The 25703-nt window shown below is 73.8% G+C and carries 21 protein-coding genes; 1 reads left to right on the forward strand and 20 read right to left on the reverse strand.

Annotated features, from left to right (window positions below):
- Positions 1–3 precede the first annotated feature (3 nt).
- The 9 genes from ACI79T_RS00980 to ACI79T_RS01020 all read right to left on the reverse strand — a co-directional run bounded on the left by ACI79T_RS00980 (position 4) and on the right by ACI79T_RS01020 (position 11224).
- On the reverse strand, positions 4–951 hold the full coding sequence (locus tag ACI79T_RS00980; RefSeq protein WP_456608173.1) for an RluA family pseudouridine synthase: 948 nt from the start codon (positions 949–951) through the stop codon (positions 4–6).
- A gap of 93 nt (positions 952–1044) precedes the next feature.
- Positions 1045–1731 (reverse strand): signal peptidase II, encoded by a 687-nt coding sequence (gene lspA / locus ACI79T_RS00985; RefSeq protein ID WP_456608174.1) that lies wholly within the window; start codon positions 1729–1731, stop codon positions 1045–1047.
- Positions 1732–1743: 12 nt separating this feature from the next.
- On the reverse strand, positions 1744–3378 hold the full coding sequence (locus ACI79T_RS00990; protein ID WP_456608175.1) for a glycoside hydrolase family 13 protein: 1635 nt from the start codon (positions 3376–3378) through the stop codon (positions 1744–1746).
- Positions 3379–3479: 101 nt separating this feature from the next.
- Positions 3480–4787 carry an ABC transporter ATP-binding protein gene (locus ACI79T_RS00995; RefSeq protein ID WP_456608176.1) on the reverse strand — a complete coding sequence of 436 codons (1308 nt, stop codon included), beginning with the start codon at positions 4785–4787 and terminating at the stop codon, positions 3480–3482.
- Positions 4788–4842: 55 nt separating this feature from the next.
- Positions 4843–5676 (reverse strand): carbohydrate ABC transporter permease, encoded by an 834-nt coding sequence (locus ACI79T_RS01000; RefSeq protein ID WP_269190459.1) that lies wholly within the window; start codon positions 5674–5676, stop codon positions 4843–4845.
- 2 nt (positions 5677–5678) lie between these two features.
- A complete protein-coding gene (locus tag ACI79T_RS01005; protein ID WP_456608177.1) occupies positions 5679–6644 on the reverse strand; it encodes a carbohydrate ABC transporter permease in 966 nt (321 codons plus the stop codon).
- Positions 6641–7990 carry an extracellular solute-binding protein gene (locus ACI79T_RS01010; protein WP_456608178.1) on the reverse strand — a complete coding sequence of 450 codons (1350 nt, stop codon included), beginning with the start codon at positions 7988–7990 and terminating at the stop codon, positions 6641–6643. Before ACI79T_RS01010 ends, ACI79T_RS01005 begins: the two co-directional genes overlap by 4 nt.
- A 78-nt stretch (positions 7991–8068) precedes the next feature.
- Positions 8069–9391: a DUF4032 domain-containing protein gene (locus ACI79T_RS01015; protein ID WP_456608179.1), complete on the reverse strand. Its 1323-nt coding sequence runs from the start codon at positions 9389–9391 to the stop codon at positions 8069–8071.
- 321 nt (positions 9392–9712) lie between these two features.
- The gene (locus ACI79T_RS01020) at positions 9713–11224 is read right to left on the reverse strand and encodes a potassium/proton antiporter (RefSeq protein ID WP_456608180.1); all 1512 of its coding nucleotides are present in this window, start codon (positions 11222–11224) and stop codon (positions 9713–9715) included.
- A 127-nt stretch (positions 11225–11351) separates the two neighbouring features.
- Between ACI79T_RS01020 and ileS the strand changes: the two genes are divergently transcribed.
- Positions 11352–14513 carry an isoleucine--tRNA ligase gene (gene ileS, locus ACI79T_RS01025; protein ID WP_456608181.1) on the forward strand — a complete coding sequence of 1054 codons (3162 nt, stop codon included), beginning with the start codon at positions 11352–11354 and terminating at the stop codon, positions 14511–14513.
- A gap of 36 nt (positions 14514–14549) precedes the next feature.
- On the opposite strand, the gene ACI79T_RS01030 is transcribed toward ileS, so the two are convergent.
- From ACI79T_RS01030 to ftsW, 11 genes are all read right to left on the reverse strand, one after another.
- Positions 14550–15302 carry a hypothetical protein gene (locus ACI79T_RS01030; RefSeq protein ID WP_456608182.1) on the reverse strand — a complete coding sequence of 251 codons (753 nt, stop codon included), beginning with the start codon at positions 15300–15302 and terminating at the stop codon, positions 14550–14552.
- A gap of 234 nt (positions 15303–15536) precedes the next feature.
- Positions 15537–16271 (reverse strand): DivIVA-like cell division protein Wag31, encoded by a 735-nt coding sequence (wag31, locus tag ACI79T_RS01035; protein ID WP_456608183.1) that lies wholly within the window; start codon positions 16269–16271, stop codon positions 15537–15539.
- A 98-nt stretch (positions 16272–16369) separates the two neighbouring features.
- Entirely contained in the window at positions 16370–16657 is a 288-nt protein-coding gene (locus ACI79T_RS01040; protein WP_456608184.1) for a YggT family protein, read from the reverse strand.
- Between the two features lie 49 nt (positions 16658–16706).
- Complete coding sequence (locus ACI79T_RS01045) at positions 16707–17438, reverse strand: cell division protein SepF (protein WP_456608185.1); 732 nt, start codon at positions 17436–17438, stop codon at positions 16707–16709.
- Positions 17439–17529: 91 nt separating this feature from the next.
- On the reverse strand, positions 17530–18264 hold the full coding sequence (locus ACI79T_RS01050) for a YggS family pyridoxal phosphate-dependent enzyme (RefSeq protein WP_456608186.1): 735 nt from the start codon (positions 18262–18264) through the stop codon (positions 17530–17532).
- Positions 18265–18347: 83 nt separating this feature from the next.
- Positions 18348–19079: a peptidoglycan editing factor PgeF gene (gene pgeF, locus ACI79T_RS01055; RefSeq protein WP_456608187.1), complete on the reverse strand. Its 732-nt coding sequence runs from the start codon at positions 19077–19079 to the stop codon at positions 18348–18350.
- Between the two features lie 80 nt (positions 19080–19159).
- Positions 19160–20452 carry a cell division protein FtsZ gene (gene ftsZ / locus ACI79T_RS01060; RefSeq protein ID WP_456608188.1) on the reverse strand — a complete coding sequence of 431 codons (1293 nt, stop codon included), beginning with the start codon at positions 20450–20452 and terminating at the stop codon, positions 19160–19162.
- 368 nt (positions 20453–20820) lie between these two features.
- Positions 20821–21621 (reverse strand): cell division protein FtsQ/DivIB, encoded by an 801-nt coding sequence (locus tag ACI79T_RS01065; protein WP_456608189.1) that lies wholly within the window; start codon positions 21619–21621, stop codon positions 20821–20823.
- Positions 21618–23078, reverse strand: a complete 1461-nt coding sequence (gene murC, locus ACI79T_RS01070) for a UDP-N-acetylmuramate--L-alanine ligase (protein ID WP_456608190.1) — start codon at positions 23076–23078, stop codon at positions 21618–21620. The genes ACI79T_RS01065 and murC overlap by 4 nt, the downstream gene beginning before the upstream one ends.
- Positions 23079–23088: 10 nt before the next feature.
- A complete protein-coding gene (gene murG, locus ACI79T_RS01075) occupies positions 23089–24186 on the reverse strand; it encodes an undecaprenyldiphospho-muramoylpentapeptide beta-N-acetylglucosaminyltransferase (protein WP_456608191.1) in 1098 nt (365 codons plus the stop codon).
- Positions 24183–25703 carry a putative lipid II flippase FtsW gene (gene ftsW / locus ACI79T_RS01080; RefSeq protein WP_456608192.1) on the reverse strand — a complete coding sequence of 507 codons (1521 nt, stop codon included), beginning with the start codon at positions 25701–25703 and terminating at the stop codon, positions 24183–24185. Before ftsW ends, murG begins: the two co-directional genes overlap by 4 nt.

Genomic DNA, 25703 nt, shown 5'->3' on the forward strand with positions numbered 1-25703 from the left:
GCGTCAGGCCTCGGCGCGCAGGACGGCCAGCGCGCCGGCGAGGTCGGGCGGGTACTCGCTGGTGAACTCGACCCACTGCCCGTCGGCCGGGTGCGGGAAGCCCAGCCGCACCGCGTGCAGCCACTGGCGGGAGACACCGAGCCTCGCGGCGAGGGTGGGGTCGGCGCCGTAGGTGGTGTCGCCGACGCAGGGGTGGCGCAGGGCGGAGAAGTGCACTCGGATCTGGTGGGTGCGGCCGGTCTCCAGCCGGATGTCGACCAGGCTGGCGGCGGCGAAGGCCTCCGTGACCTCGTAGTGGGTCACCGACGGGCGGCCGCCGCTGACCACGGCGAACCGCCAGTCGTGCCGCGGGTGCCGGTCGATCGGTGCGTCGATGGTGCCGCGCGAGGGATCGGGGTGGCCCTGCACGAGGGCGTGGTAACCCTTCTCCACCGTGCGCTCCTTGAACGCGGCCTTGAGCGCGGTGTAGGCCCGCTCGCTCTTCGCGACGACCATCACGCCGGTGGTGGCGGCGTCCAGCCGGTGCACCACGCCCTGCCGCTCGGCCGCTCCCGACGTGGAGACGCGGTAGCCGGCCGCCGCCAGTCCACCGATCACCGTGGGCCCGTCCCAGCCCGGGCTCGGGTGGGCCGCGACGCCGACCGGCTTGTCCACCACGACCAGGTCGTCGTCGTCGTGCAGGATCCCCATTCCCTCGACCGGGCGGGGCGGCGCGGGCTCTCCCGGCGGAGGCGGCAGCTCGACCTCGAGCCAGCTGCCGCCGGTCAGCCGGTCCCCCTTGCCGCGGACGCGGCCGTCGACGACCACGTGGCCGGCGTCGGCCACCTCGGCGGCGGCGGAGCGGGAGAGGCCGAACAGCCGGGACAGGGCCTGGTCGACCCGCTGGCCCTCCAGCCCGTCGGGCACCGGGAGAGCCCGCGAGAGGCCGGGAGAGCTGGTCACGGGCTCCATTGTGCGGGTCGGGTCGCGCGAGGGGAGGGAACGGCCCGCCTGCCGGGTCCCGTCACGGGCGCACGGGTGGTGGGCCGCAGGTGCTCCTGCCGCTCAGGCGGGGTCGGCCTGCTCGTCCACCCCGCCGCGGGTGCCGTCGAACTCGATGCCGCGGAGGGCGAGCAGCACGCCCAGGATGCCGCCGCAGACGATCGCCGAGTCGGCGACGTTGAACACCGGGAACACCCGCCCGTCCGGGCCGAACACCGAGAGGAAGTCGACGACGCCGCCGCGCAGGAAGCCCGGGTCGCGGAAGATCCGGTCGATCAGGTTGCCCAGCGCCCCGCCGAGCACGAGGCCCAGCGCCACCGCCCAGCCGGTCGACCGCAGCCGGCGCGCGGTGCGCACGATCACCACCGTCACCACGACGGCCACCAGGGTGAACAGCACGGTGAAGCCCTCGGCGAAGGAGAAGGCCGCCCCGGTGTTGCGCAGCTGGGTCAGGTACAGCGCCCCGCCGAGGGTGCGGATGTCCTCCCCCGGCTCGATCGTCGCGACGACGACCAGCTTGGTGACCAGGTCGAGCACCAGGACGGTGGCCGCCAGCGACAGCAGCAGCCGGGTGCGGAGCGGGTGCGGCGGTGCGGCGGCTGAGGAGCCCCCGGCCGCGTCGTCCGCCGGGTCGACGTGCTCGGACAGGTCAGGCTCCTCGGCTCGGCGGTCGCGCGGGGACCGTGCGGCTCGCTCCGACGATAGCGGGGGGCTCGCCGGCGTCCGGCGCCCGCGGCGACCCGGGACCACGCGGCGCGGCGGTCAGCGCGTCAGCCAGACGGCGCAGTCGGGCGGTATCAGCTCCCCCACGGGTCGGCTGGCGACCAGCACCCGCCCGGCTCCGCCGACCCGGACCGGGTGCCGGGCGAAGTTGACGACGCACCGGAAGGACCCGCCCCGGTCGAAGGCGAGGACGTCGGGACCCAGGTCGCGCCACGCGAGGGGTTCACGACGCAGGGCGGACACCTCCCTGCGGATGCGGAGCGCCGTGCGGTAGAGGGACAGGGTCGACGCCGGGTCCGCCAGTTGTGCGGCGGCGGTGCGGCCCGCCCAGTCCACGGGCTGCGGCAACCACGGCTCGACGCCGTCGTCGGTGAACCCGAACGGCGGGCGGTCGCCCGACCACGGGAGGGGCACGCGGCACCCGTCACGGCCCCGGGCGGTGCGGCCCGACCGTTCCCACGTGGGGTCCTGCAGCACCTCCTCCGGCAGGTCCTCCACCTCGGGGAGCCCGAGCTCCTCGCCCTGGTAGACGTAGGCCGAGCCGGGCAGGGCGAGGGTGAGCAGCGCGGCCGCCCGGGCCCGGCGGAGCCCGAGCTCCGGGTCGGCGGCCGTTGCGCCGGTGTCGAAGCCCATCGTGGCGGCCGCGCTCCGGGCCCGCCCGAACCGGGTCACGTGCCGGGTCTCGTCGTGGCTGGACAGCACCCAGGTGGCCGGCGCCCCGACCGGTTCGAGCGCGGCCAGGCTGGCATCGATCACGGCGCGGAGGTGCGCGGCGTCCCAGGGCGAGGCCAGGTAGTCGAAGTTGAAGCTGGTGTGCATCTCGTCCGGCCGGACGTAGCGGCTGAGCCGTTCGGGGCCGTTCACCACCGCCTCGGTGACGAACAGCCGATCACCCTCGTAGCTGTCCCCGATCCGCCGCCACCGACGGAGGATGTCGTGCACCCCGTCGACGTCCCAGTGCGGATTGCCCACCCAGGTGCGGGACTCGAACAGGGCGCCGGGTCCGTGGCCGGCGTCGGGGAGCCCGGTCACCTTCGCCATCGCGGGGGCGGCGTCGACCCGGATCCCGTCGATCCCGCGGTCGAACCAGAAGCGCAGCACGGCGTCGAAGTCGTCCCGGACGCCCGGGTGGTCCCAGTCGAGGTCGGGCTGCTCCGGGGCGAACAGGTGGAGGTACCACTGCCCCGGCGAGCCGTCGGGCTCGCGCACCCGGGTCCAGGCCGGCCCGCCGAAGGCGCTGATCCAGTCGTTGGGCGGCGCCGAGCCGCCCGCCCGGCCGTCGCGGAAGAAGTACCGGCTCCGCTCGGGGGCCCCCGGCCCGGCCGCCAGGGCCGCCCGGAACCACGGGTGCCGGTCGGAGGTGTGGTTGGCGACCATGTCGGTGATGACGCGGAGTCCGAGGCCGTGGGCCTCGGCGAGGAGCGCGTCGGCGTCCGCGAGCGTGCCGAACCGCGGATCGATGTCGCAGTAGTCCGCGACGTCGTACCCGCCGTCGGCCATGGGCGAGGGGTACCAGGGAGTGATCCACAGCGCGTCGACGCCGAGTTCGGCGAGGTAGGGCAGCCGACGGCGCAGGCCCCCGAGGTCGCCGACCCCGTCCCCGTCGGAGTCGGCGAAGCTCCGCAGGTACACCTCGTAGACGACGGCGTGCCGCCACCACGTGTCCCGCGCCATCGTTGCCAACTCCGAGCCTGGTGACGTGCTGGTACGGCCGCCCTCCACCGCTCCGCGCCGAGCGTGCGGGGCGGGGGCGACGGGATGCTCCTCCTGCCGCGTCAGGCCGAGGCCGCCGTGGCCCCACCCACCTGGGCGCCGCCCGCGGGTGCCCCGCCCGTGGGCGCACCGTCCGCCCGCGCCTGCGAGTCCTCGAGCTGCTCGACCCGGTCCTGGGTCGCCATCCGGGTGAGCTCGGCGCCGGCCTCGGGGTCGCGGGTGAGGTTCTCCCCGGACTCCGGGTCGAACACGTGCACCTTGCGGCTGTCGAGCCAGAACTCCGCGTCGCGGCCCTCGCGGATGCGGCTGGTCGCGTCGATCGACACGATCGCCTGGGTCCGCAGCTCCTCGGAGTCCAGCTCCTTGGACAGGTCGCGCAGCTGGGCCTTGATCGAGTCGGGGGCCTCGTAGGGGATGTAGGCGTACTGCGAGTCGCCCAGCCACTCGGTGACGTCGACCCGCGCCCGGAACGTCGAGCCGAGCGGGCGCTTGGCCTCGTCGACCAGCGAGGCGTCCTCGAAGTACTCCGGCCGGATGCCGACCAGCAGCAGCTCGTGGCCGGCGATCTTGGCGACGCGGTCGGCGTCCAGCTCGATCGTCCCGAACGGTGTCTTGAGCGCGTTGCCCTCGGGCGTCGCCGGCAGGAAGTTCATCGGGGGCGACCCGATGAACCCGGCGACGAAGAGGTTGACCGGCTGCTCGTACAGCTCGCGCGGCGACGCCACCTGCTGGATCTTGCCCTTCCGCAGCACGCAGACCCGGTCGCCGAGGGTCATGGCCTCGGTCTGGTCGTGGGTGACGTAGACGGTGGTGATCCCCAGCCGGCGCTGCAGCCGTGAGATCTCGGTGCGCATCTGACCGCGGAGCTTGGCGTCCAGGTTCGACAGCGGCTCGTCGAAGAGGAACGCCTCGGCCTGCCGGACGATGGCGCGGCCCATCGCGACGCGCTGCCGCTGACCACCGGACAGGTTGGCCGGCTTGCGCTCGAGGTGCTCCTTGAGCTCGAGCACGTCCGAGGCCTCGTTCACCCGGCGGCGCACCTCGTCGTCCGAGGTCTTGGCCAGCCGGAGCGGGAAGGCGATGTTCTCGTACACCGTCATGTGCGGGTACAGCGCGTAGTTCTGGAACACCATCGACAGGTTCCGGTCCCGGGGCGCCAGGTCGTTGACCCGCTTGCCGCCGATCATCATGTCGCCGCTGGTGATGTCCTCGAGGCCGACGATCATCCGCAGCAGCGTCGACTTCCCGCAGCCGGACGGTCCGACGAGGATCATGAACTCCCCGTCGGCGATGTCCAGGCTGACGTCGTTGACCGCCGGGAACCCGTCGCCGTACTTCTTGACGATGTTGTTCATCTCGATGGAGGCCATCAGTGTTCGTCCCCTCGGGAGGTCGATGCGGTGGAGCAGGTGGGAGTCATGGCGGTCAGCCCTTGACCGCGCCGTTGGTCAGCCCGGCGACGATCCGCCGCTGGAACAGCAGGACCAGGACGACGACCGGGATCGTCACGATCAGGGCGGCCGCCGCGATGGCGCCCGTCGGGTCCTCGAACTGGGAGGCGCCGCTGAACAGGCCGAGCGCCGCGGGAACCGGCCGGGCCGCCTCGGTGGACGTCAGGACGATGCCGTAGACGAAGTCGTTCCAGGCGATGAAGAAGGCGATGATCGCCGTGGTGAACACACCGGGAGCGGCCAGCGGGACGATCACCTTGCGGAACGCCTGCCAGGTGGTCGCGCCGTCGACCTGGGCCGCCTGCTCCATCTCCCACGGGATCTCCCGGAAGAACGCCGACATGGTCCAGATCGAGATCGGCAGGGTCAGGGAGAGGTACGGGAGGATCAGCCCGGGCCAGGTGTCGTAGAGGCCGATCTGCCGCCACACGTTGAATAGCGGCGTCACGATCGAGATGACCGGGAAGATCGCCACCGCCAGCGCCGTGGAGAGGATCACCTTCTTGCCCGGGAAGTCCAGCCGGGCGATGGCGTACGCGGCGAACATCGCCAGCAGGCAGGAGATCGCCGTGGCGATCAGGCAGATGCCGAACGAGTTGCGCAGGGCGGGCAGGAACAGCTCGCTGGCGCTCCCGGTCAGGACCGTCTCGTAGTTGCCCCAGGAGATGCTGCTCGGCAGGAACTGGCCGTTGGCGATGTCCGACGGGGCCTTCAGCGAGATGGAGATGATCCAGGCGATCGGGAACAGCGCGTAGACGACGATGATCGCTCCGCCGATCCACCACATGACCTTTTTCCGAGTGGACATCGTCACTCCCCCCGCGTCGAGGCCAGATCGACCTTGAATGCCTTGATGAAGGTGAACGCGATCAGCACCACCACGAGGAACAGCAGCACCGACACCGCCGACCCGAGCCCGATCTCCAATCGGGCGATCGTCTGCCGGTAGGCGAGGAACGACACCGATTCGGTGCCGTTGGCGCCGCCGGTCATGATGAAGATGCTGTCGAAGACCCGGAACGCGTCCAGGCTGCGGAACAGCAGGGCGACCATGATCGCCGCCTTCATGTTCGGGATCGTCACCCGCCACAGCCGCTGCCACCACGTGGCGCCGTCGACCTTCGCCGCCTCCTGCAGCACCTCGGGCACCTGCGCCAGACCGGCCAGCAGCAGGAGCGAGATGAACGGGGTGGTCTTCCAGATCTCCGCCAGGCAGATGACCAGCAGGGACTGCCACCTGTCACCGAACCAGTCGGTGTCCGCGGTGACCCCGGGTATCCAGGCGAACCAGGAGTTGACGAACCCGGTGTTGATGTCGAAGGCGAACTGCCAGGCGAAGGCCGACACCACCGTGATGACCGCGTACGGGATGAGGATCGCCGCCCGAACGACGGGGCGGATGGAGCTGAGCGCCTTGGCCATCACCATGGCGAGGCCGAAACCCAGCACGAGTTCCACCGCCACCGTGACCACCGTGATGAACACGGTGACCCAGATGGCCTGCCACCAGATGGGATCGGTGAGGATCACCCAGTAGTTGTTCAGCCCGTTGAACGAACGGTTGGCCGGGTCGGTGAGCCGGTAGGAGAACAGCGACTCGTATACCGCCTGCAGGATCGGGTACGCGGTGACGGCGAGCATCACGATGAACGCCGGGCCGGCCAGCAGCCAACCGAGCTTCCGCTCGCTGCGCGACCGGTCGCTGATGCCGCTCTTCTTCTCCGGCGCCGATTTCGGATCGGTCTTCTCGCCAGGCGGCAGGGTCGTGGTGCTCACAGCAGTTCCTCCCCTGCCAGGACGGCGTTGATGAGTTCGGCGGCCGTGGCGCCGGTCTCGCCCGGTTCGACCGAGCTCGCCGGGTGGTAGACCCGCTGCAGCGCTCCGGAGACCTCGCTGTAGTAGACGGTCTGCGGCCGGGGCGCGGCCGCCTCCAGCGACTCCCGGATGAGCGGTGCCTGCGGGAACTCCTCGAGGACCTCGGGGTCGTCGTAGACCGACGCCTTGGCCGCCGGGTTGCCGTTGGTGAGGAAGTAGTAGGTCTGGTTCTCCTCGGAGACGATGCACTCCGCGGCCTCGTAGGCCAGGTCGGTGTCCTGGCTGAAGGCGCCGATGCCGAGGTTGATGCCGCCGTAGGGAGGCCTGCTCTCCTCCCCTTCGACGGTCCGCGGGTAGCGCGCCCAGCCGTAGTCCTCGGGCACCGACGCGTCGAGGGTGCCCGCCTCGACGGCGGACAGGGCCCGGGGCCAGACGAACGGCCAGTTGACCATGAAGGCCGCGTCGCCCTCCTCGAAGTCCGTCACGTTGGCGTCCTCGCCGGCGGTGGAGAAGGCGGGGCCACCGACGGTCGCCACGGACTGCATGGCCTCGGCCGCCGCCACGGCGGCCTCGGACCGGAGGCCGAGCTCGATGTCCTCGGGGTCCGCGGCGGTCTCCTCGATGATCGAGCCGCCCGCCCCTTCGATGAGCGCGTTGGTCCAGACGGTGAGCGCCTCGGCGCGGATGCCCTGCGCGGCGATCTGCGTGTCCTGCTCCTCGGCCGCGGCGACGAGTTGCGCCCAGGTGACCGGCTCGTCCATGTCCAGACCGGCGGCCTCGGCCGCGGACTGCTTGTACCAGAGCAGCTGGGTGTTGGCCCAGAACGGCACGGCCACCAGCTCGTCGTCCCAGGTGGACCCGTCGATCGCGCTCTGGACGACGTCCTCCGTCACCCGCTCGGCGACGTCCTCGGGCACAGGGGCGAGGAAGCCGGCCTGGGCGAACTCGGGGATGTACGGCGGGTCCAGGCTCATGATGTCGATCGAGTCGTCCTCCGCCGCCAGCCGCCGGATCAGCTGCTCCCGCTGCTGCGACGACTCTCGGGGCAGCTGCGCCGTCTCGATGGTGTACGCACCGTCCGCCGCCTCGGTGCAGCGCGCGGCGATCTCCGCCTGACCGCCCGAGTCCGGGTTGGTGTACCAGGTGAGGGTGTTCGCCCCGCCGCCGTCGCTCCCGCACGCGGCCAGCGTGCCGGCGGTGACGAGCGCGGCGACCGCACCGGCACCACCACGCCGCCGTCGCCGCCCTGATCGGGAGAGAGTGGGCGACCCGCTTCCGAGTCGTCCGTGGCCAGCAGCTCGTGGCATCGGTCATCGCCTCCGTTGGCGCGACGGCGACGGTTGGTCGCCGTGATCTTCGGAGCGTGGTGCAGGTCACTTATGGTGTCAATTCGAACGTGTGCCCGGCCACTCATCGCGTCCTGACCGTGACGTTCCCCGCTCCGGGGAGTCCGCGGAACGGTCCCCGGCCCGGGCGTCGGGCCGCTGCCCGGCGATCACCGACGGCGTGGTGACCTCGGGCGGCGTCCGCGGCAGCACCGTCTCGAGGTAGGACCGCGCGGCCTCGGTCGTCCCGACGTCGCGGCCGGCGCGCTCGGACAGGAACCACCGGTGCTCCAGCACCTCGTGGAAGATCTCCGCCGGCGCCAGCCGGCCGGCCAGGTGCCGCGGGATCGCGTCGACGACCGGCTGGTACACCTCCGCCAGCCAGCGATGCCCGGCGATCGTCTCCGGCACCGGCTGCCCCGACTTCTGCTCCAGGTAGGCGCGGAAGGCGCGCACGTCGTTGAGCAGCCGCTGGGCCTGGCGCTCCTGCACCTCCAGGCCGGTCAGCCGGAACAGCTCGCGCCGGTTCTGCCCGGGCTCGGCGACGCGGGTCTCCACCCGCAGCCGGGTGCCCTCGTCGGTGGTCAGCAGCTCCACCTCGCCGACGTCGAAGCCCAGGTCGTTGAGCCGCCGGAGCCGCTCGGCGACCCGGTAGCGCTGCTCGTCGGTGCGGAAGACCTCCTCCCGGGTGACCTCCTCCCACAACGTCTCGTAGCGCCTCGGCAGCCCGTCGGCCACCTCGATGGGGTCGATGCCGTCGGGGAGCAGCCCGCCGAAGCGCAGGTCCAGCAGCTCGGCGCCGACCCGCTCCCGGGCGAGGTCGACGTCGTAGGCGCGCTGCCCCGGGGACAGCCGCGGGTGCCGGTCCACGGTCTCGGCGTCGACCAGGTAGGCGGAGAAGGTGCCGGCGTCCAGCCGGAAGAGGGTGTTGGACAGCGAGCAGTCGCCCCAGAAGACGCCGGCCAGGTGCAGCCGGACCAGCAGCACCACCATCGTGTCGAGCAGCTGCTCGGCCGAGTGCTCGCCCTGCGGCCGGGAGAACAGCCAGCGGTAGGACATCGAGTACTCGAGGTAGCGGGTCACCAGGATCGCCGGCTGGTCCTCCGCCCGGTCGACGCAGATGCCGAGCACCGAGACCGACGGGAGCCCCTCCCCCTCGAACTGGGCCAGCAGCGCGTACTCGTGCCGCGCCAGCCGCTCGGAGATCTCCTTCAGCGCGAAGACGTGGCCGTCGACGGCGACGAACCGGACGACGTGCCGGGAGATGCCGCGCTGGGGGACGTCGAGCAGCAGCTCGTCGTCCCACTCCTCGAGCGGCTGGTTCCAGGGCAGGCTGAGCAGGCCCGTCGCCTCGGCGGCGGGTGGCCGGAAGAGGAACCGCATGGCGTTGCTCCGTGGGGTCCGGGCACGGCGACCGCCGCCCGGTGCCGGTGCGATCACGATGCCACGGGAGCAGGCCTTCCGCAGGCCGCGTTCGGGGCGCCGCGGGCCGGGTCACGGGCCCAACCGCCGCCGGGGATGAGGCGTTGTCCCCCCACCGGACATCCACCGCCGGGAATTGTCCGGTCACGGGACAACGCTCAGGGCGGCCCCTCAGTACGGGACCGAGGCGAGGAACGCTATGGGTCCGAAGACGTAGAACGGCCTCCCCACTTCCGGTAGCCGGCGGACCTCGTCGAGTTGGCCCGCGGGCTCGGCGGGAACCTAGTCGGTGTCGTCGGGGCGGCCGGTCTCGCCCCGCCAGGTGGCCAGCCGCCCGGCGCGGCTGACCGCGCGCAGCCGGCGCTCGGCTTCCGGCCGGGAGCGTCGCGCCGACACCAGCAGCGCCTGGTCCCCGCGCATCAGCCGGGTGTTCTCGTCGGGCACGAAGGAGCGGCCGTCGCGGACGATGAGGACCACCGCCGCGTCCTCGGGCAGCCGCAGCTCCGGCAGGTAGACGCCGTGCAGCCGGGACCCCTCGGGCACGGTCATCTGCATCAGCTCGGCGTCCAGCTCCTCCAGCGGTGCGGCCTCGACCTGGATCTCCCGCGGGGTCACCGGCGCCGCGATCCCGAGCCGCCGGGCGACCCAGGGCAGCGACCAGCCCTGCACCAGGGTGAAGACGACGACGAGCACGAAGACGGTGTCGAAGACGACCTGCGCCTGCGGCACCCGGGCGGTCAGCGGGAAGGTGGCCACCACGATCGGGACGGCGCCGCGCAGCCCCGCCCACGACATGAAGACCTGCTGCCGGAAGGGGAAGCGGAACCAGACCAGGCTCAGCACCACCGACAGCGGCCGCGCCAGGAGCAGCAGCGCGCCGCCGACCACCAGGGCCGGGCCGACGGCCTCGGGCAGCCGGGCCGGCGACACCAGCAGCCCGAGCATCACGAACAGCCCGATCTGCGCCAGCGAGGCCATCCCCTCCGCGAAGCCGATGCTGGCCGCGCGGTGCGGCAGCGCGGCGTTGCCCAGCACCAGCCCGCACAGGTAGACGGCGACGAAGCCCGAGGTGTGCGCCAGCGAGGCGCCGGCGAAGGCGAGGACGCAGAGCGCCAGCGTGGCCAGCGGGTAGAAGCCCGAGAGCGGGAGCGCCACCCGCCGCAGCAGCTCCGCGCCGCCGAACCCGACGGCCAGCCCGAGCGCCGCGCCACCGGCCAGCTCGGCGGCCACCTCCACCGGCACCAGCCACCAGGGGCCGGACGCGCCGTCGGTGAGCACCTCGGAGAGCACGACCACCAGCAGGATCACCGGGGCGTCGTTGAGCCCGCTCTCGGTCTCCAGGGAGGCGGCCACCCGGCGCGGCAGCGGGAGCCGGCGGAGCGTCGCGAAGACGGCCGCGGCATCCGTGGAGCTGATGACGGCGGCCGCCAGCAGGGCGAACCCCCACGTCCAGCCGAGCAGCCACACGCTGACCGCCGCGGTGACCCCGATGCTCACCGCCACCCCGACGGTGGCCAGGGTCAACCCCGGCCCCAGCGCCCGCCGGACGTCGGTCCAGCGGGTGGTCAGACCGCCCTCGGCCAGGATCACCAGCAGCGCGGCGACGCCCAGGGTCTGGGTGAGCGAGTAGTCCTCGAACTCGACCCCGAGGCCGCTCTCGCCCAGGACAACACCGATCGCCAGGTAGAGCAGGAGGCTCGGCAGCCCGAGCCGGTCGGCCAGCCGGAGCGCGACCGCCGCCAGGAGGACGACCGCGGCGCCGATCGCCAGCGCGAGGGTGACGTCGGTGTTCACCCGCTCCCCCTCATGGAGACAGTCTTCCGCACCGCTCCCCCGGGCCCGTCCCGGCCGCGGGCACCCGGCGGGTCGGCGGTGGGAGGTGGCGCGTGAACCGGTTTGCCGGTTCGGGGAGAATGGCGGCGTGAGTGCTCCCACCGGCCCCTTCGCCGCGCTGCCCCCGCAGGTCGACCTGCCCGCCCTGGAGCACCGGATCCTCGAGCGCTGGGAGTCCGACAAGGTCTTCGACCGGTCGCTGCAGGAGTCCGCCGGCCGGCCGCAGTGGAACTTCTACGAGGGGCCGCCCACCGCCAACGGCCGGCCCGGGACGCACCACATCGAGGCGCGCGCGTTCAAGGACGTCTTCCCCCGGTTCAAGACCATGCAGGGCTACTCCGTGCCGCGGCGCGCGGGCTGGGACTGCCACGGCCTGCCGGTGGAGATCGCCGTGGAGCAGGAGCTGGGCTTCGCCGGCAAGCCCGACATCGAGCGGTTCGGCATCGCGGAGTTCAACGCCCGCTGCCGGGCGTCGGTGGAGCGGCACGTCGGCGCCTTCACCGAGCTCACCCACCGGATGGGCTACTGGGTGGACATGTCCACCGCCTACTGGACGATGGACCCCAGCTACATCGAGAGCGTCTGGTGGTCGCTCAAGCAGGTCTTCGAGAAGGGCCTGCTGGTCGAGGACCACCGGGTGGCCCCCTACTGCCCGCGCTGCGGCACCGGGCTCTCCGACCACGAGGTCGCCCAGGGGTACGAGACGATCACCGACCCGTCGGTCTACGTGCGGCTGCCGATCACCGACGGCGAGTGGGCCGGCCGGGCCGACCTGCTCGTCTGGACGACGACGCCGTGGACGCTGCCGAGCAACACCGCCGTCGCCGTGCACCCCGACGTCGCCTACGTCGTCGCCCGGGCCGCCGGCTCGGACGACGTGCCGGTCGTGGTCGCCGAGCCGCTGCTGGCCGCCGTCCTCGGGGAGGACGCCGAGGTGCTCGGCCGCGCGCCCGGACGCGACTGGGAGCGCACCCACTACCGGCGGCCGTTCGAGCTGGTCGAGTTCCCGGCCGGCGAGGACGCGCACTTCGTCGTGCTGGCCGAGTACGTCACCACCGACGACGGCACCGGGCTGGTCCACCAGTCCCCCGCCTTCGGCGCCGACGACCTCGCCGTCTGCCGCGGTTACGGGCTGCCGGTGGTCAACCCGATCGACGCGACCGGGCACTTCCTGCCCGAGATCCCGCTCGTCGGCGGGCACTTCTTCAAGGCCGCCGACCCCGCGCTCGTCGAGGACCTGACGGCGCGCGGCGTGCTGTTCCGCGAGATCCGGTACGAGCACAGCTATCCGCACTGCTGGCGCTGCCACACGCCGCTCATGTACTACGCGCAGCCCTCCTGGTACATCCGCACCAGCCAGATCAAGGACCAGTTGCTCGCGGAGAACGAGAAGACGAACTGGTACCCCGAGAGCATCAAGACCGGCCGCTACGGCGACTGGCTGAACAACAACGTCGACTGGGCGCTGTCCCGCGACCGCTACTGGGGCACGCCGCTGCCCATCTGGCGCAACGACGCCGACCCGAGCCGGATGGTCGCCGTCGGCTCGCTGGCCGAGCTCTCGCAGCTCACCGGCCGCGACCTCGCCGACCTCGACCCGCACCGCCCGTTCATCGACGACATCACCTTCACGGTGGCCGGCGAGGAGGGCACCTACCGGCGGGTCCGCCAGGTCATCGACGCCTGGTACGACTCGGGCTCCATGCCGTTCGCGCAGTGGGGCGCGCCGCACCGCAACCAGGAGCAGTTCGAGGCGGCCTACCCGGCGCAGTTCATCTGCGAGGCGATCGACCAGACCCGCGGCTGGTTCTACACGCTGATGGCCGTCGGCACGCTGGTGTTCGAGCGGAGCTCGTACGAGAACGTGCTCTGCCTCGGGCACATCCTGGCCGAGGACGGCCGGAAGATGAGCAAGCACCTGGGCAACATCCTCGAGCCGATCCCGCTGATGGACCGGCACGGCGCCGACGCCGTCCGCTGGTTCATGCTCGCCGGCGGTTCACCGTGGTCGGCCCGGCGGGTCGGGCACGAGACGCTCTCCGAGGTGGTCCGGAAGGTCCTGCTCACCTACTGGAACACCGCCAGCTTCTTCACCCTGTACGCCGAGACCAACGGGTGGGACCCCGCGACCTCCCCCGCCCCGGCCCGTGCGGAGCGGCCGCTGCTGGACCGCTACGCGCTCGCCGAGCTCGCCGCCGTCACCCGGGACGTCACCGCGGCGCTGGAGGACTTCGACACCCAGGGCGCCGGCCGGCTCCTGGCCCAGTTCGTGGACGACCTGTCCAACTGGTACGTCCGGCGCTCGCGGCGCCGCTTCTGGGACGGCGACCCGTCGGCGCTGGGCACCCTGCACGAGGTCCTCGACGGGCTCACCCGGCTCATGGCGCCGTTCACGCCGTTCGTCACCGACGAGGTGTGGGCGCGGGCCGTCGTGCCCGGCCTGGCCGAGGGCACGGCCGTCGACTCGGTGCACCTGGCCTCCTGGCCGCAGGTCGACGAGGCGGCGCTGGACGACCGGCTGGTCGAGCAGATGGCGCTGGTGCGCCGGCTCGTCGAGCTGGGCCGGTCGGCGCGCACGGCCGCCAAGATGCGCACCCGGCAGCCGCTGGCCCGCGCCGTCGTGGCCGCGCCCGGCTGGTCCGCCCTCCCCCGCGACCTGGTCGCCGAGGTGGCCGACGAGCTGAACGTCGCCGAGCTGCTGGAGCTGGCCGCGGTCGGTGGCGACCTGGTCGACGTCAGCGTCAAGGTCGACTTCCGCGCGGTGGGCCGCCGGCTGGGCAAGCAGGTGCAGGCGGTGGCGAAGGCGGTCGCCGCGGCCGACGCCCCGGCCCTCGTCGCCGCCTACCGCGCGGGCACGGCCAGCGTGGACGTCGAGGGCTCCCCCGTGGCGCTCGAGGAGGGCGACCTGGTGGTCACCGAGACGCCGCGCGAGGGCTGGACCGTGGCCAGCGCCGGCGGCCTGACCGTCGCCCTCGACCTCACCTTGACCCCCGAGCTGGAGCGGGCGGGGCTGGTCCGCGAGGTGGTCCGGCTCGTGCAGGAGGCGCGCAAGACCAGCGGCCTGGATGTCAGCGACCGCATCGAGCTGTCCTGGACCGCGGACGGCGCCATGGCCCAGGCCCTGACCGAGCACGCCACGCAGCTCGCCGGCGAGGTGCTGGCCACCGCCGTGCACGCGGGGACGGCGGGTCCGGGCGAGGGCGTCGAGGGCCCGGAGGGCTCGCGGTTCTGGGTGGTCAAGGCCGGCTGACCGGGGACGACGCCGCGAGGGTCCGGCCGGGCCGGTTCAGCCGGCCCGGCGGGCCCGGGCGCGCTCGGCGAGCGTGCGATCGGGGCGGCACACCGCGCACGGGGTGAACCCGTCGGTGCGCGCCTCGTCCAGCGGCAGCGGGATCGCGTCGTGCCCCTGGAGGTGCACGCACCCGGGCACGTGGTACCGCGGGCGCTCGTCGACGACGAGCACCTCGTCGGTGAGGTCGACGATGATCAGCAGGTCGGTCACCTCGACCTCCTCGACCGGCGGGTCGGGCAGCTCCCTGGCGCCGAGGGACGCCGCGGTCGCCCCCGTCGCCGGCGCTCGGGCGGCGGTGTCCACCGGCTGCGCCGCCCGGCCGGCGGGCTGGGCCGTGGCCGGCTCGACGGCGGGCGGCGCGGTGTCGGACGGCTCCGCGCCGGACGGCTCCGCGCCGGACGGCTCCGCGCCGGACGGCTCCGCGGCGCGCGGATCCGTGCTGGGTGGCTCGACGGCCGGTGACGCGCCGGTGGCGCCGGTCGCCAGGTCCGGCCCGGTCGCCGCCGGGAGCGCGGGAGCCGGCGCATCACCGGTCGACGTCGAGGCCGGGGCGTCCGCCGTGGGGGCAGGCGTGGACGCCGCGGAGGCTGATCGGGCCGCCAGCGCCCGGCGCGCGGCGACCAGCACACCCGCGGCGACGAGGCAGGCAGCCACACAGCCCCAGTACAGCGCGGTGATGCCGGTCAGCAGCCCGCCCACGAAGAGCCCGGCGCCCAGGAGCACGAGCAGTCCGGCGATCGCGATCACGCCTGGACTCTAGAAGGCCCTCCCGCCCCCCACACCTCGCAGCGGCGGCGCGCCTCCCCGCACGCAGACCGGGACCAGCCGGGAACGCAGCAGGGCCCCCGGACCGGAGTCCGGGGGCCCTGCTCAGTCGTGCGTCCCGCGCAGCGATGCTCCCGCGGCTGTCGTCAGGCGGAATCACCCGGCCTGACTCCGCGCCGCGGTCCGCTCCTCGCTGCGATGCTCCCGCGGCTGTCGTCAGGCGGAGGCGTGCTGGTTCTGCCGGCCCGCCGTCGCGGGCTCGGCCGAGCCGCGGCTGTCCAGGTCGCGCAGGTGCGACTCGAGGTAGGACCGCAGCCGGGTCCGGTACTCGCGCTCGAAGGTGCGCAGCTCCTCGATCTTCCGCTCCAGGCTGCTGCGCTTCTCCTCGAGGCCACCCATGACCTCGACGTGCCGGCGCTCGGCGTCCTGGTCGAGGGCGGCGGCCTTGGCGCGGGCCTCGCGCTCCATGGTCTCGGCGCGGGTGCGGGCGTCGCCGATCATCGAGTCCGCGCGATGCTTGGCCTCGGTGACCATCTGCTCGCTCTTGGACCGCGCCTCGGTCATGAGGCGCTCGCTGTTTGTCTTGGCGCCGGTCAGCATCTGCTCGGCCTGCGTCTTGGCCTCGTTGACGTAGCGGTCAGCGGTCTCGGTGGCCAGCGCCAGCATGCGCGAGGCGCGCGCGCTGTCGTCCTCGCGCGGCTGCTGGACCGGCGGCGGCGGCGCCACCGGCGGGGCGACCGGGGCGGGGGCGGGCGGCTCCGGGCGCTCCTCGGCCCGCGCACCGGCGCGGCTCGCGGTGGAGCGCAGCTCGTTGTTCTCCTCGATCAAGCGGGCCAGCTCGGCCTCCACGACGTCGAGGAAGGCGTCGACCTCGTCCTCGTCGTAGCCCCGCTTGCCGATGGGCGGCTTCTTGAACACGACGTTGTGCACGTCGGCAGGCGTGAGTGGCATCGCAGGTCACCTCGGGTCGGACGGCGGGAACAGGGTCGTGCGGGGACGGGCGGCGGAGCGCGACCGTCCTGCGGCTCTGATCCCAGGGGATTCAGTGGTCATGCGAGTGCTTGCGTGACGTTCCGGAGGACCACCACGGCGATCAGCAGCACCATAAACCCGAGGTCCAGTCGGATGGACCCCAGGTTCAACGGCGGGATGACCTTGCGCACCGCCTTCAACGGCGGGTCGGTGGTCGAGTAGACGACCTCGAGGCCGGCCGCGACCAGGCCCGTGGGGCGCCAGCTGCGCGCCAGCACCATCACCCAGTCGACGACGAACCGCGCGAAGAGCAGCACGAGGAAGACGAGCAGCACCGATGAGAGTATCTGCCAGAAAAGAGACACGGGCCCCGCTCGTTCAGGGCACCCCCTGGTGCCGACTCCACTACGCCACTCAGGACTTGTCGGAGAACCCGCCCTCGCGGATCTTCGCCTTGTCCTCAGCGGTGACAGCGACGTCCTGCGGGCTGAGCAGGAACACCTTCGCCGTGACGCGCTCGATACTACCGCGCAGCCCGAAGCTGAGTCCGGCAGCGAAGTCGACGAGCCGCTTCGCGTCGGCGTCGTCCATCTCGGTGAGGTTCATGATGACCGGCATGCCGTCGCGGAACCGCTCGCCGATGGTGCGCGCCTCGTTGTAGGTGCGCGGGTGCAGCGTGGTGATCCGGTAGGTCTTGGACACAGGAGCAGGTGCCGCCTCGGGCTCGGGCTCGGGGGCCACCACGGGCTCGCGGACAGCGAGACCCGCCGCAGCGACGGGACCGCTGTTCATCCCGCCGAGCCGTGCGCCGACCGGGCCGGAGCCGATGCCGGACGCACTCGCCCCGGCCGGCGCGAGGCCGAGCGGGCGGGCCTGGACCCGGCGCACGGACAGCGGCTCGGGGTCGCGGGCGGCGGGCACCGCGGCGATCGCCGGCTCCTCGTCGGCGTACCCGTCGGCGTAGTCGTCGTCGGCGTAGGGCCGGTCGGCGAACTCGTCGCCGTAGCGGTCCTCGGCGTACCCGCCGTAGCGGCGGTCGCGCTCCAGCTCGTCGGAACCGCGGGAGTCGTACCGGCCGTAGCCGCGGGGGTCGTCGTCCTCGACGAGCCCCAGGTACATCCCCATCCTCCGCATGGCTCCAGCCATCGAACCTCCCCCTCTGCCGGTGTGCTCATCGTCGCGTCTGCACGGTCGTCGTCACATCGTCCCCGGGAGTCCGGTGAGCGTGCGGCTCGTGTTACTGCTGTGACTCGCGTGGCTGGTGTTCCTCGAACTCACCGCAGGGTAGGGGCCGCGCGCCGAACAACGCGGTTCCGACACGCACGATGGTGGCGCCGGCCGCCACGGCGTCCTCGAGGTCGCCGCTCATGCCCGCGGAGATCTCGACGGCACCGGGGTGGTCCGCCCGCACCCGCTCCGCGAGGGCGGCCAGGCGGGCGAACGCGGGCGCCGGGTGCTCGCCGCGGGGAGCGACGGCCATGAGGCCCCGTAGCCGCAGACCCGGTGCGGCGGCGATGGCGTCGGCGAGCGCGGGCACGTCCGGCGGCTGCGCTCCGCCTCGCGCGGCGGCCCGCCCCTCCGGGCCCCCGAGGTCCACCTGGACGAGCACGTCCACCGGGCGGCCCGCCTCCTGGCCGGCCCGGTCGAGGGTGGTGGCCAGGGATGCCCGGTCGACGGAGTGGACCACCGCGCCGGTCCGGGCCACCGCAGCGGCCTTGTTCCGCTGCAGCTGGCCGACGAAGTGCCACCGCACGTCCGCTCCGCCCAGTTCGGCAGCCTTCCCCAGGAGCTCCTGCACGCGGTTCTCGCCAAAGTCCCGCTGCCCGAGCCCGGCCAGCGCCCGCACGTCGTCGACGGGCCAGGTCTTGCTGATGGCGAGGAGCGTGACGTCGGCCGGCTCCCGCCCGGCGGCCCGGGCCGCCGTGTCGATCCGGGCGCGCACGGCCCTGAGGTTCTCGGCGAGCGGGTTCATGACCCGATCCTCTCCCGGGGCCGACGACGGGTGGACGGGGGCGGGCAGTCGGGCGGACGGGCGGTCGGGGTGCGGGCCGCCGGTCAGCCGAGCCAGACGAGGCCGGCCTGGCGGCCGGTCACGCCGTCGCGGCGGTGCGAGAAGAGGAGCGGGTCCTCGACGGTGCAGCGCGCGTCCTGGACCACCTCGGGGATGCCGGCGCGGCGGAGGATCTCCTCGACCCCGGCCCGCAGGTCCAGCCCCGGCGTGCCGGCGCGGGTGCGCACGGCCGCGGCGGGTGCGACCCGCGCGACGTCGGCCTGCATCGCCTCGGGCACCTCGTAGCAGGCGCCGCACACCGCGGGGCCGAGCAGCGCGGACACGTGGCGGGCGCGGGCGCCCAGGCTCGCCATGGCCGACAGCGCGGCGGGGAGGACGCCCTGGCGCACCCCTTCGCGTCCGGCGTGCACGGCGGCGACGACGCCGGTCTCGGAGTCGGCCAGCAGGACCGGGACGCAGTCGGCGGCCAGGACCGCCAGCACCAGGCCCGGGGTCGCGGTCACCAGACCGTCGGTGGCGGCCACCGGCCCGGCCTGCGGGCCGTCGACGACCACCACGCCCGTGCCGTGGACCTGGTCCATCCAGACCAGGCGGTCCTCGGCCACGCCGAGCTCCCGCGCGACGCGGAACCGGTTGGCCGCGACGTCGGCCGGGTCGTCACCGACGTGCGACCCCAGGTTGAAGGAGTCGTAGGGGGCACGAGAACGGCCGCCCCGCCGGTCGGTGACGACCCGGCGGGGTCGCACCGCCGACGAGGCGGCCGCATTCGTGCTCATCGCAGACCACCCTACGGCCTCCTCCTAGCGCACGCCCCGGTCCTGCGGGGGCGGGCGGAGGGGCCCGGCGAGGGAGCCGGTCAGCCCTTGAGGAACTCCGGGATGTCCAGCTCCTCCTCGAAGTCCTCGTTGGACAGCGGCCGACGTCCGTTGGCCGCGGGACCCGGGATGGGCGGCAGCGGGGGGACGGTCAGCCCGCCACCGGCGGCCGGCCGGCCGGCCGCGGCGCTCGGCGCCGGCTGGGCGAGCCGCTCCCCCGTGACCGGCGGGGCGGCCTGAGCCGGCGCTGGGGCCGGGGGCGCAGCCGCGACCGGCGGGGCGGCGACCGGACGACGGTGCGGCGCGAACGGCGAGGCATTCCCGGTGGACAGCCCACCGGGGACCGCACCCGGCGTCGCCGCCGAGGTCTCCTTGCGCGAGCTGGGCCGGCCGCCGTCGAACCCGGCGGCGATGACCGTCACCCGCACCTCGTCACCGAGGGCGTCGTCGATCACCGCACCGAAGATGATGTTGGCGTCGGCGTGCGCCGCGTCGGAGACCAGCGACGCGGCCTCGTTGATCTCGAACAGGCCCAGGTCCGAGCCACCCGAGATCGACAGCAGCACGCCGTGCGCGCCCTCCATCGAGGCCTCGAGCAGCGGTGAGGCGATGGCCTGCTCGGCCGCCAGCAGCGCCCGGTTGTCGCCGCGCGCGCTGCCGATGCCCATCAGCGCCGACCCGGCTCCGGACATGACCGACTTGACGTCGGCGAAGTCCAGGTTGATCAGCCCGGGGGTGGTGATCAGGTCGGTGATGCCCTGGACGCCGGACAGCAGCACCTGGTCGGCGGTGCGGAAGGCGTCCATGACGCTCACGTTCCGGTCGCCCAGCTGCAGCAGCCGGTCGTTCGGGATGACGATGAGCGTGTCGCACTCGTTGCGCAGCTCCTCGATGCCCGACTCGGCCTGCACCGCGCGCCGCTTGCCCTCAAAGGCGAACGGGCGGGTGACGACACCGATGGTCAGCGCGCCGAGCTTCCGGGCGATCGAGGCGACGACGGGGGCGCCACCGGTACCGGTGCCACCGCCCTCACCCGCGGTCACGAAGACCATGTCGGCGCCCTTGAGCACCTCCTCGATCTCCTCGCGGTGGTCCTCGGCGGCCTGCCGGCCGACGTCGGGCTGCGCACCGGCCCCGAGCCCGCGGGTGAGCTCGCGACCGACGTCGAGCTTGACGTCGGCGTCGCTCATCAGCAGCGCCTGGGCATCGGTGTTGATCGCGATGAACTCGACCCCCTTGAGGCCGACTTCGATCATGCGGTTGACCGCGTTCACCCCGCCGCCGCCGATGCCGACGACCTTGATGACCGCTAGATAGTTGTGCGGAGGTGTCATGCGGCGCTCCCCAACTGGACCCTCATCCTCAAGTTCAGCCTTACAGTTATGTCAACTTGGTCGACGTGGATGAAGTTAGGTGCGTGCCGAGAGGCGCTACAAGCACCCCCATCAGGTCGGCGTGTCGGTGGACCGGGATCGCACCAGACCCGTAAGGCACTTTGGTCACATTCGCACCACTAGCTGTGACGACTCGCCCCGGAAATGTCTCATCCCGTGATCCAGGGACGGCCGCCGCACGCGACCAGAAAGATCCGGCCCGAATTCGCGTGTCGGGCGTGTCGCACCGCTCGGCGTGTCGGCCCGGCTGCCGGGTGCCACCGGTGCGCAGCCGCGCGGCGACCGTCTGCGACCGGCCCGCGCGGCGGTCAGCGCAGGACGACCGCGTCCGGTGCGCTGACGTCGATCTCGGCCGCCGGGTCGAGCTCGCCGGCGGCGATCCGGTCGAGCAGGGCGACGAGCACCTGCGCCTTGGTGTCGGACCCGGCGGCGTCCCCCCAGGTCACGACCGTGCCGTCGGTCATGGTCAGGCCGATGTCCTCGACACCGGGGACGGTGACCTCGGCCACCTCCTCCCGGAGCTCCTGCGGGATGGCGCGGATCGCGGCGATCCCGGCCGCCATCTCGGGATCCCCCGGCGCCGGGTCGTCCACCTCGAGAGGCACCACACCAGGCGGCGGGGCGCCGGTGACGGTGTCGAAGAGGACCCCGTCGGCGTCCACCAGCGACCGCCGCCCCGGCTCGCCGACCACGACCACCGGCACCCGCTCGGCCACGGTCACCACGATCCGGTCCGGCCAGCCACGCGCGGCCTGCACGTCGCGGACCTGCGGGAGCCGCGCGACCCGGTCCTCCACCGCACCGAGGTCGATCCGCAGCAGCGGCACGCCGTCGGGCACCTGCGCGGCCTCGCGCACCTGATCGGCCGACAGCGTCGTCGTCCCGTCCACCTGCACCGCGCGGACCGCCAGCACCGGGCCGAGCCACAGCAGCCAGCAGACCACCGCCACGACGGACAGCGCCGCGGCGGCCTGGATCATCCGCCGGTGCGGGGTCCGGCGCCGGGCCGGACGCCGGTCGGGCAGCGGGGTGACCCGGGCCCGGCGGCGGGCTGCGGTCCGGCGCCCGCCCCGCGTGCGGTCGCGGGTGGTGCTGCCGGTCCTGTTCACCGGCCGGCGTCCGGCGGGTCGTCCTTCCCGGCCGGCCCCTCCGCGGCGCGCAGCGCGTCGAGCACCTCCGGCCCGACCATGGAGACGTCACCGGCGCCCATGGTCATGACCAGGTCGCCGGAGCGGGCCCGCGCGGCCAGCGCCGGCCCGGTCGCCGACCAGGACGGCTCGAAGAGCACCCGATCGGCCGGCAGCGGCACGGCGTCGGCGACCATCGCGCCGGTGACCCCCGGGACCGGGTCCTCCCGCGCGCCGTAGACGTCCATGACCACGACCTCGTCGGCCAGGCCGAGCGCGGCGCCGAAGCCCTCGGCGAACTCCCGGGTACGGCTGTACAGGTGCGGCTGGAAGGCGACGACGAGGCGCCCCTCCCCCGCGACCGCGCGGGCGGCCCGCAGCTGGGCCTCGACCTCGGTCGGGTGGTGGGCGTAGTCGTCGTAGACCCGCACGCCCCCGGCGACGCCCTTGAGCTCGAAGCGCCGGTGCACGCCGCCGAACCGGCCCAGCCCCTCGATCAGGCCGGCGGCGGGCAGCCCCAGCTCCAGACCGGCGAGCAGCGCCGCAGCGCTGTTGCGCGCCATGTGCTCCCCCGGCAGCTGGATCTGCACCCGGCCCAGCTCGGCGCCGTCCAGGATCGCGGTGTAGCTGGTGTGCTCCCGGCCGACGACGAGGTCGACCAGTCGGAGGTCGGCGTCGTCGGCGGTGCCGTAGGTCCGCACGCGAGCGGGCCCGGGGACCGTCTGCAACCGGGCGGCGCCCGGATCGTCGGCGCAGAGCACCACGAAGCCGTCGGGGTGCACGGTCTGCAGGAACCGGTCGAAGGCGTGCTCCACGGCCGCCAGGTCGCCGTAGTTGTCCAGGTGGTCGGCCTCGACGTTGGTCACGATCCCGGCGAAGGGGGCCAGCAGGAGGAACGAGCGGTCGCTCTCGTCGGCCTCGGCGACGAAGACGTCGCCCTCCCCCGCGTGCGCGTTGCTGCCGGACTCGTTGAGGTTGCCGCCGATCGCGAAGGACGCGTCGACGCCGCAGGCCTGCACGGCGACGGTGAGCATCGACGTCGTCGAGGTCTTGCCGTGCGTGCCGGCGACGGCGACGCTGCGCCGACCCGCCATGACCGCGGCCAGGGCCACCGCGCGGGGCAGCACCCGGAGGCCCCGGTCGCGGGCGGCCACGAGCTCGGGGTTGTCCGCCCGGATCGCGGTCGAGACGACCACGGTGTCGGCGTCGCCCAGGTGCGCGCCGTCGTGACCGAGCTCGACGCGGGCGCCGAGGGCCCGCAGCGCCAGCAGCGTCGGGCTGTCCCGCCGGTCGGTGCCCGAGACGCGGACGCCCCGGGCGAGCAGGATCCGGGCGATCCCGCTCATCCCGGCACCGCCGATCCCGACGAAGTGCACCGCCCCCAGCTCGGGCAGGGACGGCACGGGGCCGGTCCAGGCCGCCACGTCGTCGGCACTCATCGCTCCGCGCTCACTTTCCTGCGACCTCGCAGACGATGTCGGCCAGCCGCTCGTCGGCGTCGGGGACCCCGGCCGCAGCGGCGTGCTCGGCGAGCGCGGCCAGCGCGGCCGGGTCGGTGAGCAGCGGGACCAGGGTGGCGGTGATCCACGCCGGGTCCAGGTCGGCGTCCTCGACCAGCAGCCCGCCACCGGCCTCGATCACCGGCAGCGCGTTGCGCCGCTGCTCGCCGTTGCCGATCGGCAGCGGCACGAACGCCGCGGGCAGGCCGACGGCGGAGAGCTCGGCGACGGTGACCGCGCCGGAGCGGCACAGCGCGAGGTCGGCCGCGGCGTAGGCGAGGTCCATCCGCTCCAGGTAGTCGACGACGACGTAGGGCGCGCTGCCCGCCGGCCGCTCGGGGACGACGACGCCGGTGTTCTTCGGACCCCGGGCGTGCAGCACCTGCACCCCCGCGGCGGTGAGGGCGTCGGCCGCGGCGACGGCGGCGAGGTTGAGCGACGTCGCCCCCTGCGACCCGCCGAACACCAGCAGGGTCGGCCGGTCGGCGTCCAGACCGAACTCGGCGCGGGCCTCGGCCCGCCGCGCGGCGCGGTCGAGCGAGGAGATCGCCCGGCGCAGCGGCATGCCGACGTGCTCGCCCCGGTGCAACCGCGTGCCGGGCACGGTGACCGCGACGCGCGCGGCGACCCGCGCACCGACGCGGTTGGCCAGCCCCGGCAGGGCGTTCTGCTCGTGCACGACCACCGGCACGCGGGCGCGGCGGGCGGCGAGGTAGGCCGGCAGCGCGACGTAGCCGCCGAAGCCCACCACCACGTCGGCGGCCAGCTCGTCGAGCAGCGCCCGGGTCTCGGCGACCGACCGGCGCACCCGACCGGGCACGCGCAGCAGCTCCGGCGTCGGCTTGCGCGGCAGTGGGACCGGCGGGATCAGCCGCAGGTCGTACCCGCGGGCCGGGACCAGCCGGGTCTCCATGCCGCGCGCGGTGCCCAGGCAGGTGATGCGCAGCTCGCCGTCGCGCCGGCGGAGGGCGTCGGCGAGGGCCAGCATCGGCTCGATGTGCCCGCCGGTGCCGCCGCCGGCGAGGACGACCGACCGCACGGCGCTCACCGGTTCCCCCCGGGCCGGCCGCGCGGGGCGACCGGGCGCTGCCGCGGCGCCGGGGTACCGGCGGGGGTGCGCAGGGGCGCGCCGCCCCGGGTCCCGGGCCGGGCCGTGCCGGTGGCCCGTGACGGGGCCTCGGTGCGCGCGGGCGAGCGGCGGACCGCGGCACCACGGGCGTGCAGCAGGGTGCGGGCGCTGCCGACCACCGGCCGCTCGGGGACGCCGGTCGCGGGGACCCGGCGGGGACGCACCTGGTCGACGGCCGTCGTCGGCGCCGGCATGAGCAGCCGGGCCAGCCGGCCGCGCTCGGCGGTGCGCAGGTGCTCGACCGCCGCCGGCTCGGAGCGGGCGAAACGGGCCAGGAGCCCGACGATGAAGAGGGTGAGGATCAGGGAGGTGCCGCCCGCCGAGATCAGCGGCAGCGTCACCCCGGTCACCGGCAGCAGTCCGACCACGTACCCCATGTTCATGGTCGCCTGGCCGATGAGCCACACGGTGATCGCGACGCAGGCGAGCTGGACGAAGCGGTCGGCCGAGCGGCGGGCGATGCGGAAGCCGGCGTAGGCGAGCACCCCGTAGAGGGTGACGACGACCAGGCAGCCGAGGAAGCCCAGCTCCTCGCCGATGATCGCGAAGATGTAGTCGGACTCGGCCTCCGGGAGGATGTTCCACTTCATCGCGCTGTTGCCGAGACCCACGCCCCACAGGCCCCCGGTGGCCAGCGCGTACATGCCGCGGATGGCTTGGAAGCCGGTGTTGGTGGGGTCGGCGAACGGGTCGAGGAACGCGGTGATCCGCTCCATGCGGTACGGCGCCGCCGTCACCATGGCCACGACGGCGACGGCGGCCACGCCGGCGAAGGCCGCGAACCAGCGCATCGGCATCCCACCGGCCCAGAGCAACCCCACCAGCACCAGGCCCAGGCTGACCACGCCGCCGAAGTCGGGCTCGGCGATGAGCAGCAGCGACAGGATGCCGAAGACGGGCAGCACCGGCACCAGCAGCGACGTCGTCGTCAGGTACCGCTCGCGCAGGGCGAGCACGTGCGCGCCCCACAGCGCGAACACCAGCTTGCCCAGCTCGGACGGCTGGAAGTCGGTGACGCCCAGCGAGATCCACTGCCGGGCACCGTTGCGCTCCTGGCCGATGCCGGGGATGAGCACCAGGAGCAGCAGGACGACGACCACGATCAGCGCGATCGGCGACCAGCGGCGCACCAGGCCCACCGGGAGCCGCATGGCGACGACCATGGCCCCCAGCCCGATGCAGGCCAGCACCAGCTGCTTCACGCCCGGCGCCCACGCCGGCTCGTCGGCCAGCGCCGCCTCGATGGAGGAGGCGGAGAAGACCATGACCAGGCCGATGAGCAGCAGCAGCCCGGCGGCGCCCAGCACCAGGTGGCAGCTGGTCATCGGGCCGTCCAGCCACGCCGGGGCCGGCCAGCGGCGGGCCGGGGGCCGGGGAGACGGCATGCGGACCCGGTCGCGGCGGGCCTCGCGCAGCGGTCGTTCGGTGGTGGTCAT

The sequence above is a fragment of the Blastococcus sp. SYSU DS0619 genome, from assembly GCF_054051035.1.